Annotated in this window: 12 protein-coding genes; 1 reads left to right on the top strand and 11 read right to left on the bottom strand. The window is 70.2% G+C overall.

The window, feature by feature from the left end; translation table 11 throughout:
* Positions 1–16 precede the first annotated feature (16 nt).
* The 11 genes from RIF23_RS10270 to RIF23_RS10320 all read right to left on the bottom strand — a co-directional run bounded on the left by RIF23_RS10270 (position 17) and on the right by RIF23_RS10320 (position 13,007).
* Positions 17–511, bottom strand: coding sequence for a hypothetical protein (locus RIF23_RS10270; protein WP_310912239.1), 495 nt, complete (start codon positions 509–511; stop codon positions 17–19).
* A 27-nt stretch (positions 512–538) separates the two neighbouring features.
* On the bottom strand, positions 539–1,135 hold the full coding sequence (locus tag RIF23_RS10275; protein ID WP_310912240.1) for a hypothetical protein: 597 nt from the start codon (positions 1,133–1,135) through the stop codon (positions 539–541).
* A gap of 378 nt (positions 1,136–1,513) precedes the next feature.
* A complete protein-coding gene (locus RIF23_RS10280) occupies positions 1,514–3,556 on the bottom strand; it encodes a TIGR03986 family type III CRISPR-associated RAMP protein (protein WP_310912241.1) in 2,043 nt (680 codons plus the stop codon).
* Positions 3,553–4,296, bottom strand: coding sequence for a hypothetical protein (locus RIF23_RS10285; RefSeq protein WP_310912242.1), 744 nt, complete (start codon positions 4,294–4,296; stop codon positions 3,553–3,555). The genes RIF23_RS10280 and RIF23_RS10285 overlap by 4 nt, the downstream gene beginning before the upstream one ends.
* Positions 4,293–6,011, bottom strand: coding sequence for an RAMP superfamily CRISPR-associated protein (locus RIF23_RS10290; RefSeq protein ID WP_310912243.1), 1,719 nt, complete (start codon positions 6,009–6,011; stop codon positions 4,293–4,295). The genes RIF23_RS10285 and RIF23_RS10290 overlap by 4 nt, the downstream gene beginning before the upstream one ends.
* On the bottom strand, positions 6,008–7,795 hold the full coding sequence (locus RIF23_RS10295) for a hypothetical protein (RefSeq protein WP_310912244.1): 1,788 nt from the start codon (positions 7,793–7,795) through the stop codon (positions 6,008–6,010). Before RIF23_RS10295 ends, RIF23_RS10290 begins: the two co-directional genes overlap by 4 nt.
* Positions 7,792–8,538 (bottom strand): hypothetical protein, encoded by a 747-nt coding sequence (locus tag RIF23_RS10300; protein WP_310912245.1) that lies wholly within the window; start codon positions 8,536–8,538, stop codon positions 7,792–7,794. Before RIF23_RS10300 ends, RIF23_RS10295 begins: the two co-directional genes overlap by 4 nt.
* The gene (locus RIF23_RS10305) at positions 8,535–10,295 is read right to left on the bottom strand and encodes a hypothetical protein (protein ID WP_310912246.1); all 1,761 of its coding nucleotides are present in this window, start codon (positions 10,293–10,295) and stop codon (positions 8,535–8,537) included. The genes RIF23_RS10300 and RIF23_RS10305 overlap by 4 nt, the downstream gene beginning before the upstream one ends.
* A 106-nt stretch (positions 10,296–10,401) precedes the next feature.
* Complete coding sequence (locus tag RIF23_RS10310; RefSeq protein ID WP_310912247.1) at positions 10,402–12,243, bottom strand: hypothetical protein; 1,842 nt, start codon at positions 12,241–12,243, stop codon at positions 10,402–10,404.
* Positions 12,243–12,557, bottom strand: coding sequence for a hypothetical protein (locus RIF23_RS10315; RefSeq protein WP_310912249.1), 315 nt, complete (start codon positions 12,555–12,557; stop codon positions 12,243–12,245). Before RIF23_RS10315 ends, RIF23_RS10310 begins: the two co-directional genes overlap by 1 nt.
* Before the next feature lie 75 nt (positions 12,558–12,632).
* Positions 12,633–13,007 carry a hypothetical protein gene (locus RIF23_RS10320; protein ID WP_310912250.1) on the bottom strand — a complete coding sequence of 125 codons (375 nt, stop codon included), beginning with the start codon at positions 13,005–13,007 and terminating at the stop codon, positions 12,633–12,635.
* A gap of 414 nt (positions 13,008–13,421) precedes the next feature.
* Between RIF23_RS10320 and RIF23_RS10325 the strand changes: the two genes are divergently transcribed.
* Positions 13,422–13,805: a DUF4180 domain-containing protein gene (locus RIF23_RS10325; RefSeq protein WP_310912251.1), complete on the top strand. Its 384-nt coding sequence runs from the start codon at positions 13,422–13,424 to the stop codon at positions 13,803–13,805.
* Positions 13,806–13,909 lie beyond the last annotated feature (104 nt).

The raw sequence follows: 13,909 nt of genomic DNA on the forward strand, positions 1-13,909 counted from the left end.
GGCGCGTGCGGCGAAATCACTCGCGGGTCAACGCGAGGTCCAGGCCGTCGTCCGGATGGAAGGACCAGGTCGCCGAGACATCGTCCCGCTCGGCGGACATTCGGCCGTCCAAGGCGCGGGTGCTCTCTATCTCGGAGAGCACTACATCGGGAACATCCAAGGCCCTCAGTACACATTCGGCGTCCTCCACGGGGACGCCATCAGAGTTCTCCAGTCGAAATCCGTCAATGTTCACCGTCCGGGCGGTCTGCAGGTTCAGTCCATCCCCGCCGTCCAGAACTCGGACGCTGTCGCCTTGCTCCAAACCACACTCCTCCAGTGCCGCCTCAAAGGATCCACTTCCACTGGTGATCACAGACACCAGGCCGACACCAGCAAGGACGACAACAGCACCCAGGACGAACCCCGCCCCGGCGGCGATGAGATCTCGTCGGCCGATCCTGTGCGCCAAGCGTGCACGCCAGGTTTCATCGGGGCGATCCTCCGGCGCCTGCTCACTGTCGTTCGACATAACGTCCTCCACGGTGTCGAGTGCCGCTCAACCATCCTTACTCCATTCGCCGCAGCCGGAGGTCTCGAATGCGGCGTCGCCGGGCTCGATAGTGACCACCTGCGGACCAGAGCTGAAGCTGTTCGCAATGATGGAATCATAGTGACCGGTGGTGGAGGACAAACGCGCCCAGTAGCAGTCCGAGCCCTCACTGCGGTAGGTGCCGGGCTCGATGTCCTCGCCCACCGTGTAGGTTCCGCTGCCGGAGAAGGTGTTCTCGGCGGCCTGGTTTTCGGCCTCCGTAACCGCGTCCTCCCGTGCGGCCACCTCGTCCTCCCGCTCGTCCAGCTCCTCTTCGCGGCTGTCGAGCGCGTCTTCACGGTCATCGAGATCATCAACCGCTGCCCGGAGGTCGTCACGCTCGTCGCGCAGGTCGGATATGGTGTCGGCCTGATTGTCCACCTGGTGCTGGAGCGTGCGGGCCTCCTCGGAGAGGACCTGGTACTCCACCGAGGCCGTCGGAGACCCGCGTAGTTGGAACCCGAGCACGGCGCCCAGCATCAGGGCAAGCGATCCGGTGGTCAGCGGCAGTGCCCACCAGCGGGACGTGACCGCGGCCCTCACGGCGCCGGCCCGGCTGCGCACGGCCGCCGACCATCTCTGGACCCAATCCGCATCGTCTTGACGCCCCACCATCGACTTCCCTTCTCGCACGAGATTCGCCACGCCCCTCAGGGGTCACGTCACCGTGCTCCCATGCTTCTCCGCTGCAGAGATGTACCAGCGATAACTCGTGCGTCAGTTGGTATCTCGGCACCGTCGCCCTCACCGGATGGGACGGCAGTGGTGGAAGCGTTCATCAAGCGGTGGGAGCGCGGGTACCGGGAGAACTGGCTGACGCTCATGGTGCGGGTGCAGTTCCAGCCCAGGCGCTCGACGCACTGAGAGGCGCAGAGGACCGCGCCGACGCACCGCACGCACGAAGTTGGGTGTGCGGGAACCGCCCCGGCGGGTGCGTCATGCTCATCCCTCCCTGGCCAGCCGGAAGCGCTCCTCGATACTCGGCAGCATCGGGTACAGGCCGAACTGGTCATTGTCCATCGTCTCGGTCAGGCACGGGTCCAGCCGGGCGCTCCAAAGTGAGGCCATCAGCAGCGACTTGATCCGTTTCACCTCCGTCCACGTCTGCGGCGGTCGGGGCGAGCCTTCCGAGGCCCACTCCACCAGCGCGTCCCGGAACTGTGTGATCGCCTCGGTCGGGTCGGCCTCACGGAGTCCAGCGTCCAGATCCAGGGAGGCCGCACGTTCGCTGGAGTCGGTGAAGTACAACCGGGGTCGGATATGAACACTGCCCCAGCCATAGGGCTTTCCCAGGCCGATCTTGTGCGCATACTTCGGGTTCGCGGGGTCACCGCCGTCGGCGGGGTTGAGTAGCAGCAGCGCGTTCATGAGCGCCCCGACCTCAGACTCGGTGAGGTTGCGGAAGGTGATGCGGCCCTGGAACGTCAGGCCGGTCGGCCAGGGGCGCACATCGCGCTCGGTCTTGCCGATGTCACCGGAAGGCGGGCCCGGCTGCGGGATGTCAGAATCCCAGCGGTACAGGTAGATCTTGTACCCCCCGAGCTGGGCGTGCTCCACCTCGCTCCAGGTGACCAGATCCGGGTCCAGCGCGGTCGCCGTCGAGGAGTTCTGCTTCAGGTAGTTGGCGAACGCGGAACGTTTCGGCCCCAACAGCTCGACGCGCACCGCCGGGTCCTCGTGAGCCCCGGCGTTGGGGCAGATCGCCGAACCGACACTGACCCGCCCACGGGCCGCGGCGACCCTCGAATCATCCACCAGGTCGATGTCCCCGAACAGTGCGCGCGGCACATCCGGTTCCCGCCGCCGCGCCTGTTCCGGATCGTCCGGGGTGAGGAGCGCATCCGGCACGACCATGCCGATCGGGTCATCGCCGCCCACGGCCACCCGGAATCCTCCCGAGCGCCCGAAGGCCACCACCTCGCCGTCATCGTCCAGATCGAACCACACCGGCTCCGCGGCACCGCGCACCAAGGCGCCCGGCTTCGGGCGCCTTGCGTCGGTACCGCGGGGGAGGCCGTCCGGAAGCGCGTCGGTCTCGGCGAACACCACGTGTTTCTCATCGAAGTTCCGTTCCTGCCAAAAGGTGATCTGGCTGGAAGACTCGAAGCTCTTGATCAGCTTCGCATCGACCGAGTATTCCGAATCATTGCCGCTCGGATAGGGAAAGAGATAGGCGCTGTTCCGCTCCCTGCCTGCAACTCCGGTCAGCACCAGCACACACCGCCGTACCGGGCGCTCCTTCCTATTTCCTCGGGCCTCATGAGGGCTTCGCCCCAGATCACGGGCTTGGTCACCGTCGATGGAAGCCCACACGGTCTTATACTGGAACGCCTCGTGGTGCACAGCGGGAACGTAGGTATTGTCGGTCGGTGGATCGTCGAATCGTCCCCACCCGAACTTCCTGCAGGCTTCCTTCAGGAGACGAAACTTCACCTTCAGAGGTGCGGTCGTCGACAACGGGCAGAGTCGCCACACCTCGTCCTCATGTTTGTACAGCCACCCGGCTCGCCGCTCTCCCACCTGCCGAGGCTTGCGTCCTCGTGCCTCGTTGTACCGCTGGTTCATGGCGGTGAGCACGTGACGCCAGCGTTCGTCCTTGTCATCCTCCGCGTCCTCTGGATTGAGCTTCACCGGAGCCCGGAAGAACAACTGCGGCCGGTTCACCGGTCCCACCTCTCCGCCGGTCAGCATGCGGAGGTAGTGGCGCAGCATGCCGCGCAGCGACGAGCCGGGGATCACCGGGTGCCCGTCCAGCCGCAGTGGCAGGTTCACGTGACCCTCCTGCTGGGTGCCGCCGATGTACAGCGGGGTCAGCGTGCGGATCTCCAGGTCGATCCAGCCGGAGCGGGTGCCGCGCACGGTGGTGTGGTGCGCCTGCAACATGCTCGCTCGGTTCGCCCCCTCGGGCCACAGCCGTGCGGCAGGCATCGGCTGTTGGGGCAACGGGACAAGTCCGTAGGGGGCGGTGGCGCGGAACTCGGTCACCGTGACTCCTCCTGTTCTGGGATGGGGCCGCTGCCGTAGCCCGCCAGGCGGTGGAAGGCCACGTGCACGGCGCCGGTTGTGGGGTCCTGCGCCCAGTACTCTCGGACGCGCAGCCAGCTGCCGTGGATTGTGTGGCGGGGCGGCTTGGTGTTCGGGGTTCGCTCGGCCTTGAAGTCCGTCCACTCGTCCCAGCGCAGCGGGTGCACCGCCTCGGAGCCGGACAACTCCTTGGCGCGCACCAGGCCCTGGTTCGGGCCGGCCGGGAGGATGTACTCCCGGCGGCGCCCTTCCGCGGCGGACTTCTCGTCTTGGTCCCTGCGCCAGCCCAGCAGAAGCAGGTGGCGGTCGCTGGGATGGAGGTATTCCTTCGCTGGCTTTGCAGTGTCCCGGGCGCTGTGCGCGTACTCGGCGCCCTCCCCGACGCGAACCTGAGCATTCCAGGTGAACACGGTCATCTCCAGTAGCCGCCAGGCGTCGTCAACCCCGGTGGGCTCGCCGGCACCTTTGGGTGGGCGGCCGCCGACGAACTCCCACTCCCACCGTTCCTCGCCTTTCCGACAGACACCGGTGAGCCTCCCGTCGCCAAACTCGGCGAGCACCCACTGGGTCGTCCCCGGGTCCAACTCCTGCAACGCGGTGCAGCGGCGCCGCTCGCCGAGCACCTCGTCCAGTGCCCGGGTGATGTCCTCGCCGTCAAGGGGGTGCACCTCCACCCCCTGCGGTCGGGTCATGTCTGTCATGCCACCGCCTCCGTGGTGTCGTTGTCCCGCTGCACCGCGTGCTCCAGCTCCGCCAGCCACCCCTCGACCTCCGCGCGCCGCTCGTGGCCCGGGTCGCGCAGCACGGCTAGCAGGTCCAGCGTGTCCGGCTCCGCGCGGTCCGGTCCGAACCGCACCAGCTGAGCATCCGTGGCCGTTACCCGGCCGTGGCCCACTCCGGTGCCACCGCCGATGGCGTCGAACGGCACGGTGTGCAGCTCCCGCACGATGAGCGCCAGCAGCGCGCACACCGCGTCGTCGGGTTCGCGCACGTCCAACACGAAGGTGGACGTGCCGCCCGCCCACGCCCGGTCGGTGAACAGTCGGCCGTCCACGGTGTCGGCGAACAGCGCGTCGATGGTGGTGCGGGTAGTGGATAGCGCCGACCCACCCTCGATGCGCGGGGCCTGGCGCAGCGTCACCCGGGAGGTCACCGGGGCACGGTCCGGGGTCTCGGTTTCGGGTTCGCTACCGAACCAGCCGGCCAACCACGGATGATGACGGGGGAGGTCGTCTCCGCGCAGGTCCTGCGCCAGGCGCCGACCGATCCGCTTGACCAGTGCGAACAGCGCGGTGTCGCCGAACATCGGCGCGTCCCGAACCGCGCCGTCCTCGGCGACGACGGGGCGCATCCGGTGGGCACGGTCCGCATCGGTGTCCCGGGCCGCACCGCGGGGCAGGTCGCCCAGCAGGATCACGCCGGGGCGCGGGGGTCCGTCCTCCCCCGCGCCAGAACCGTTGCCCAGGAAGGCCTCGGTGGGCCGCTCCCCCACCTCGAGGGTAAGGTGCAGCTCGGCGCGGCGGCGCTGGTCGGCGGGAAGCTCGGCGAGCCTGGCCTCGTAGCCCGCACGCCCCTCTTCGGCGAGCGCAGCCGTGATGGCCCCCTGGAGGCCGTCGCTGTACCCGGCGAGCGAGCCCTTCGCCTCCTCCCACCGCTCGTGCCAGGTGCGGGCGTAGTAGTCGGCCCAGCCCTGTGGGGTGCGCAGGTCGTGGCGGCGCGCGGAGAACGCCTCGGCGCGCACCGCCCCTAGCCCGCGCGCGGCGCGGGCACCCAGCCTGACACCCGGCCCCTCCTCCACCAGGCCCTCAACCGCGCGGGTAAGCAACGCAAGGAGTTCGACCTCGTCGTGGTCACCACACAACTGGAGTCGGAGAGTGACCACGAAGGATGTGCCCGCGGGCAGCACCTCCATCTGCCACAGCTTGCCGGCCTCCACCGCACCACTGCGCGGGTCGACCCGGTTTGCGGTGCGCACGGCGGGCCCCTCCGAGGTTCGGGCGCCGTCCGCGTCCCCGGCAGGTGGCAGCGTGCCCCCAGCATCGTCCACGTCCAGCACACTCATCACGGGCCGGTCCTCGGCGCGCCCCGGGGTCTCGCGCCGCTCGATCCGGCCGAACAGCCGGTTCACCCCCTGCGGGTCCTCGCCGTTCTCCCGCCCCAGTTTGTCTGCCAGGTGGTGGCGCAACAGCCCGGTCAGGGTGGTGGCACGCAGCCGCGGCGCGCCGGTCTGCGGGTCGCGGTCCACTAGTTGGTCCACGTCACCCGCCGCGGCGTGGGGCGTGGCCGGGGAGGCGGCGCCGATATGGGTGTCGGAGCGCAGCGTGAGCCGCAGCCCGACCTCCCACACCGTGTCGGGCTGGCGGATCGGGCCGGCGACGAACTCCCGCCGGATCGCGTTGTCAATCTCGGCGGTCATTGCGGCTGCTCCTTCCGGTCGTCCTGCAACCGGCGACGCCGCGCGGCCTCGGCGAGCCAGGTGCCCAGCAGCAGGCGGATCATCCAAAGGCGGTGGTCGGCGAGCCACTGTTGTGCGGTGGGGCTGATGCGCATGTTGTCTGCCGGGCGGTCCAGGTCCACGGCGGCGACAGCGTCGACGATGGCCCGCTGCGATACGAAATCCCGCCACCAGCGTTCCTGCTCCTCGGGGTCGGCGGCCTGGCCGAGCCATTCGGTCAGACGGTGCTGGACGCTGTTGTCGGCCGTGATCGTCGCCTTGCCGGTCTCCCCCTTGGCCTTGTCGGTAAACGCTTTGTGGGGGGCCGCCGCGGCCTGCTCCCCGGCAGCCACAGCCGCCAGCCTCCGCAGCACCCCCCAGTGCGGCTGCTGACCGTCCCCGCCGGGCGCCGCCTGCGCCACCACCTCCCGCAGGCGGCCCAGCAGGCTCGGCGAGGGCAGCTGCGTGGCGTGGGCGGCGAGTTCTCGGGCGCGGGCGCGCAGCGGCTCGGCCACGGCGTGCGACAGCATTCGGTGTCGCAACGCGGCCACCTCATCGCCCGGGTCCGACACGTCACCGGGGGGCTCGGTGCCGTCGGGGAGCCGCAGCCGAGCCGCGGGGCGGGTCGACTTCTGCTGCCACAGATCCGTGCCGTGTACCCGTGAGGCCGACTTGAGCAGCACGAAGCATCCGTGACCGTCCACCCGCCGCTGTCCCACGGGCTGGCTCTCCAGCTCGCGCACCTGTGCGGCGGGGATGTGCCGCCGGGCTTCCAACCGCACCACCGATCCCGCGGCGGCGGCCCAGCGGCAGGCCATGGCGCTGCGGTACATCCGGTGGTAGACCTCCACCGGTTCGGACTCCACCACCTCGCCCACCTGCTTGACCGCGCCCGCGTCGCCCAGCACCTGTTTGCACAGCGTCGCCACGGCCCCTGCAAGGCAGCCGGGGCGCGGCTCGCCATTGTGGTCCGCCACCAACGCCGGGGACAGCAGCACTAGGTCCCGCGCCTCCCCGGCCGGCCAGTTTTCGGCGGCCTCGATGCGGTCCCGCACCAGCGGGCCATCCGCGACCGGCATGATCTGGGGCCGTCCGCCGTGTGCCCGGGTGGAGCCGGTGCCCAGAACCAGCGACCCGGCCGACCGCTCCAGTACTGCCAGCACCTTCCCAGCGCGGTCCTGGAGCGCCTGCTCGGTCTCGGCGCACAGCCGCCAGCGGGCCTCGAAGACCTGTCCGGCGTCCAGCATGGTGGTCAGGAACGGCACGCCCTGTAGGGGTTCGCCGCCGCGTCCGGTGCCCAGGTACCGCTCGGTGTGCGTGGTCACCGACACCGGTGCCCGAAGGTCGCGGGGCAGGATGTAACCGCGCAGCCGCTTTCCGGGGTCAGTGTTCTCCGGGGTGATGCCTCCCGCATGCCCGCGCCGCAGGCTCAGCATGTCCACCAGCTCATAGACCTCCTGGTTCGGGATGTCCGCAACGGTGCGGTAGTGCAGGGCGGCCGGGGTGGGCACGGCGATGCTGCCGTGACCGGGCGAGGACTCCACGAAGGGCAGCGCCGGGCCGAAGCGGATCGCCTCGCCCTTCGCCACCCAGTCGTGGATCAGGTGCGCCTGGTCGGCACGGTGCAGTGCGGCGGCGAGCATGCCGCGCTGCACCCGCCCGGGGATCACCTGCTCGCTCGCCACATGTAGCGGGGTGAAGCGGTTGCGCAGCACCGCAGTCTCGGTGAGCAGCATCCGCAGTGCCAGGTAGCCGGTCGCGGTCATGACCACGCTCCTTCCGTCGTGGCCGCGATCCCGGCCAGGCGCAGGGTGTAGTGGTGCGCTGCGTCGGCGCCGGTGCCCTCGGCCTCCTCCGGGGCGGCGACGCGCACGTCGATCCGGCCCCGGCCGCGGGTGATGCGCATGCCGGCGGCGGTGGTGCCCAGCGCGGCGAGGGCGAGCAGGCGGCCGTACTCCTCCCGGTACTCCACCCCCCAGCTCAGCTCGGCCCACAGCACCAGGCCGGGGCGCAGCGCGCGGTGGGTGCGCAGCCGCCCGCTGATCGGGGTGCCGAGCTCGTCCACCTGGGTGCCGCTCTCCTCCTCGGCGTAGGCGGCGGTAACCGCGGTGGCGAGGTGGGTGCGGGCGGCTTCCCTTTGGCGCAGTTCCCCCTTGCTGTCGCTCGGATGCTCCTCCTCGCGGCGCTGCTGGGCTGCGGCCACCGCGGCGCGCACGGCGAGGGCGGGGTGGGCGTGGCCGATACGCAGTGCGCGGGTGGCCTCGTGCCCGCCGCGGGTGGTTCCCAGCAGTTCCTCGGCGGTGCGCAGCAGGTTGCGGTCCCCGTGGGCACGGATCGCGGTCACCGCGCCCTCGCGTAGCCGCGCGGCCAGCCGGTGTCGGGGGTAGTAGGGCAGGCCGTGCTCGTCGGTGACGACGTCGGTGTCGGCATCGGTTCCGCCGGCGCTTGCCCCGGTGAACTGGGCCGGGGAGGCCAGCTGCAGACGCAGGTGGGTCGGCTGGCGACTCACGGCACCTCCTCCAGGTTCACGTCCAGGTGCAGATCGATCAGTTGCAGGGCCTCGTACAGCCGCGCTCGCGCGTCTGTGTCGTCCCTGCGGTCGGCATGTTCGGGCAGCTGGTGGGGCAGTTCCAGGCTCTTGCGGCGCTGCAGCTCGGCGGCTAGGTCGTGGCCCTGTTCCAACAGCTTCATGAGGTCGCCGATCAGCCAAGAGCGGTTCTCCCGCCAGGTGGGGCCGCGCAGCGAGTGGGGACGGTCGCCCGCCACGGCGAAGTAGGTGGTGAGGAAGTCCCGGAACTCCGAGCCGAGCATCGGCTGGGCGGTGAGCGGATCGCCGGTGCCCGTGGCGCGGTGCTGGAGCCGGTCCATCACCCGCTCGGGAGTGTCGAAGTCCAGGGACCAGACCACCGCGTGGTCGTCGTCATCGCCGGTTGTGCGCATGTCCCTGCGGTGATCCTTGGCCCGTTTGGCGAGTGCTTCGCTGATCTGGTAACCGGCGATCAGCGGCGCGCCGACCGGCTGTACCGCGATACCGACCTTCATGGTGGGCACGCCGGTGACGGCACCTTGGTCGCCCACCTCCCGCTCGATGTCCCAGTCCGGGTTTGGCCCCAACTCGGTGAAGGGGTGCCGCGGATCGCCTTCGGCAACCTCCACCCGGTCCAGCCAGTCCAGCGCGAAGCGGGTGAGGCTCCAGGCGAGCCGGCCGTCGCAGATGATCGTGAGGTCATCGCCCCCGGCCACGATGGGGCGCAGTGGCACCTTGACGAAGTCCATGCCGGAGCGGTCCCTGTGTGTCGCCACGCGCAGCAGTTGGTTCGGCAAGGTACCGCGCAGCACCGGCCACGGCTCGGCATCGCTCTCCTCTTGCAGGGCGTTGGTCACCGCGCGGGTCATCGCCCGCGCCAGGCCTTCGGTCAGCGTGCGGACCTGGCCGGAGAGTTCACGCATGCGCGTGGTGAAGTCGGTTGTGCCATGCTGGGCATCGGCGTGGGCGTGCAGGGTCTTGCCGAGGTCGTTGAAGTCGAGGTGGATCACGGCCTGGCGGCTCACTTCGCCCATTTCTCGGCCGAGTTGCTCCACGTCCATGGGCAGGTCCAGGGGTATGCCACGGAACGGCGGCAGTTCCGCCAGCCAATCCTCGTTCTTCTGCTGGTGCCAGGTTCGGCCGCGTGCCCGGGCGTGCCGCACGTCTCGGGCGACCCGCTCGGGGGCGGCCTCGTCGGGCCGGTCCGGAGTTTCCCGGCCGCGGTCGGGGTCCACGGTCTCGGCGGGTCGGCCGGTCACCTCGCAGATCGCGGTGACCCCGTAGCCCAGCACGGGGGTGTGGCTGTGGTCCCGGCTCTCTGCGGCCAGCAGTCGACCAATGTCCCGCACCGCGTCGGCGAGGGTCTTCGCCTCGGTGTCGTCTGCGCCGTACCGAAGGTGCTTGACGACCGGTTGGATGCGGACCGAGGTCTCACGCAGCCTGCGGGTGTACTCCGCGGTGAACCCGCGGGCGTCCCGGGCAGCCTGCTCGCCGTGGAACGCCACCCACAGTGCGCCGCCAGTGTCGCGGATCGTCGTGCAATCGATGCCCCGCAGCAGGTCGGCGATATCGGGCTCACCTCGCACGGGCACGGTCCGCACCAGGTCACCCACCAGCGCCGACCGGCCGATCGCGTCCAGCAGGCGGCGGCCCTCGTAGACGAAGTCCTGGATGCCGCGCAGGTCCAGGCCCACTAGCACGCCGCGCTCGGCGTCGGTGGGCCCGGGGGGTTCGGGCATGGCACGCACACTCCTTCTCGCTCGCCGTCGGTTCTTACCGAGTTCTCTCGGACACGCCGCCCCGTCCTCTCGGACACGCAGATACACCCGAGATGGATCGCCCGGATCACCGCGGGAACAGCGTCGCCAGCGCGCTACCGACCTCGTCGGACAGCTCGGGACTGCCGGGATTCGCGGTACACAGCTCCGGTCGGTACATCTCCTCGTGGGCGGTCAGCTCCTCCGGCGCCTCGTCGGCGGCGATCTCCTCCGGTTCGGAGCCGCCGTACCAGGCCATCCACCGGCGCAGCTCATCGGCGCGGGTGGGGGCGCCGGCGTCGGGGCGCAGCAGGGCCAGGGTGCGTCCGGCCGGGCCGCACATCTGCTGCACGACCTTCGTGGCAGCGAACGTGGCGTGAGCCCACCTCTTGCGCGCCGTGCTGGTGTTGGTGCGCTGCTTGGGGGCGGTGAGTCCCAGTGCCCGGTCCGCCGCGGTGAGCACCACGCTGGGCCGCTGGGCGATGCTCAGCCGGCGCAGGTCCTCCGGGGCGTCGGGCAGCATGGCGGTGTCCACCCAGAGATCGCCGTCGCGCCCCCACCGCCGCAGCTGCCGCTGCGCGGCCTCGGCGGCGGTGGCGAGCAGCTCCAGGTCCAACCACGTGGCCGCGTGCGCGTTCGCGGCCTGGACCTGTTCCAGGGTCGCCCGTCGGTAGCCACGCTGGGCCCGGATGACCCGACCCCAGTCCATATGGACCTCCGGAACCCGGCCGACCTCGCCGTGTTCCCGGCAGTGGATGGTGCGGGTGTGGGCGGAGATGTAGGTGACGCAGCCACCGCGGGCCCGCCCGGCCAGGGCCAAGCCCAGGTTCATCGCCTTGGTTCCCGTGGTGATGTCGACCACCGGGGGCGGGCTGTCCGGCGGAAGCTCGTCCAACGCCCGTGCGCCCACCTCCACCGCATCGGCCACATGCCCGGTGGACACCGCCCGCGGCGCGCACTTGACGCGCGCCTCGTAGCCACGTTCGTACTGGCGACGCAGCCGGCCATCCCGGATCACGGTGCGGTCCATGGCGGTACTCGGGTGTTCCAACGCGAACAGTGCGCACCGAACCGCATCCTTGATGCCCCGCAGCTCCTGTTCGCTCTCCCTGCTGTACAGCAGCCGCATGGGGTCGGGCTGATGGGCGGCGGTGGAGGCCAGCACCCCGAGGCGGCTACCGCCGAGGGCCATGAGTACCGGTGCGCCGGTCCGCGGGTGCTGTTCGGCCGGCGGGCTGGGCTGAGGGAAGGCGGAACCGTCGGGGATCCCCTTCGCTTCGCCGCCGAAGAAGGTGGCGCTCAGTGTCGCGGCATCGGGGAAGTGCGCGTGCAGTTCCTCCGCGGCGCAGCCGAAGACCCTGCCGCCGTTCAGGTACGGATTGATCTCACGCAGCTGTGTGACCAGCGTCGGGTCCGGATCCCCGTCGTGGACCAACAACACTCCGGTCGCGGCACCGAACACGCGCTGGGCCAACGCCAGCGTCCACCCGGCGTCCTGCAGCAGGCTCTTGGCCACCGGCCTGACCTGGGGGCCATTCGACGTCTTGTGCTCCACACACACCACCCGGTGCCCGCGTCGTAGCACGGCGTCGAACTCGCCGGTGAACCGCAGCTGTCCAGTGTCAGGGTCGGGGAACGGGTCTTTCACCTTCACATTGCGGTGGAACTCCCACCCCTGCCCGGCGACCAGCCCGGCCAGCCACTGTTGGCACCTGCCCTCCGCCGGGTTGGCGGGCGTGCGGCCTTCCTCGTGGGTGATCGTCACGCCGTGCAGTGCGGCGGTCGCCGCCAGCTCCAGCCCACCGCCGACCGCGTCCCGGCGGTCCCCGTCGGTGTACCACAGCGTGTCGGTGGAGACGTCCAGGTAGCTGCGCCAGTCGTGACGGTCGGGGAACTCCTCGCAGTGCGCCAGTGCGGCCTCAATGGCCATCACCTTGGTGCCGCCGGTGAAGCACAGCCGCCAGGCTGGCCCCGCGTCTCCTGCTGAAAGCGCCGAATGCCAGCACCGACGGCTTGGAAGTCGGAGACCTGCGCGCCCAGGTCGCGCAGCTCCACGTCCGAGATGCCGCCGTGCTCCCGGGCGGCAGCCCTGATGCGTACGGCCCGCCACCGGGTGTCGGAGCTGTGCGCAAGCACCAGCTTCCGCGGCCGGAACTCCAGTGCGGCGTGCAGCGGCGGCAGCGGACTGGTACCGACCAGCGCCAGTAGGGTCTCGGGGACGGTGGGGGTGGAGACCTCGGACATGGATGCCTTTCGACGGTGCGAAGACCGCTGGAGGGTTCATTTCTATCGTGTCGAAGCCGCCCGATGTAGGGGGTTTCAGGAAATCGTGCCGCCGTCTGCCGCGATCCGGCTGAATGCCCGGCACCCCACCACCGTGCCCTCCTCCGACCGCACCAGGTCGGTGGGTACCAGCAGATCGCCGCGCTCCGGATGTGCTACGGCGACGGCGTAGGACACGATGAAGCTCACCCCGGGTGCCGGGGCGGGCAGCTCGACGCGGCCACGGTGCTCCACCACCACGGGCACGCCCGCCACCTCCCCCTCGTCGTCACGGCGCACGGGCAGGCGCACCGGTAGCTCCGCGGGCGGGCAGCGCAGCACCACGTGACCGTCGTCGGCGTACACGGTCACCGGGTGGGGGGTCAGGTTCACCAGGGCCACGTCGTCCATCCTCTCGGGAGCACCGGTCACGAGCTGCGCACCGTTCTCTCACACCCTGCCGCGTCCGAGAGGGGTCGGGGAAGGCTGTTGAGGGGGAGGTCGGATCATGCGCAGCGTTATCCGCCAGGTGCTCCACCGGCCGAGCCGCCGGTCCCGGCGCGTCTACCCACCCGCGGCCCCGACCAACCGCGAGCTCACCTGCCACCTGTCCGACCTGGTCGCCACTACCGGCGACAGGCCTAGCCGACGACCGCTGAATCCCGGTTGTCGAGCATGCCCGGGTTTGCCTAGCGGTGTCGGCCACGCGCGCCACCTGAGGACGGCGGCATGCCGATCGGCGTGGGTGTGCCCGGTACAACTCCAAACCTTCTCGTATCGCGCTTTCCCGTATGCCGGGGAAGGGCCTCGGCCCCGTACAACCGAGGGGAGAAGGTTCGTGGATACGTGCCACTTCACAACAGTACTGTCCGCGCTGGCGGCGTGGGCGCACGCCAGGGTAGCCTGATGCGCTCGGGCGAGGGGCCACCGGTGGGCGACGAGGGCACCGTGCTGGATCTCATTGGCAACGCCGGTTATCTGGGCACCGAATGGGTGGTGATTCCCGCCGAACGGTTCGATGAGGCGTTATTCCAGCTGAGCACCCGGGTGGCGGGGGACATTGTGCAGAAGTTCGTCAACTACCGCGTTGAGCTCGTCGTTCTGGGCGACATCTCCCGATATAGGGGGCACATCTCGGCGTTGCGAGACTTCGTTGCCGAGTGCAACGCGGGCGGCCAGATGTGGTTCCTCGCAGATATGGAGCAGCTGCGCCACCGGCTGCGCGGTTAGGCTCGATCCGGCGGGCCGGGCAGGCAACCGCCCCGGGGCGTCGCACACAGCACCCGTATCCGGGCGGCCAGCCCCCGCGACGCCCATGCCGGGGCCGACCCCGA

The organism is Lipingzhangella rawalii (assembly GCF_031628175.1).
Classification (GTDB): domain Bacteria; phylum Actinomycetota; class Actinomycetes; order Streptosporangiales; family Streptosporangiaceae; genus Lipingzhangella_A; species Lipingzhangella_A rawalii.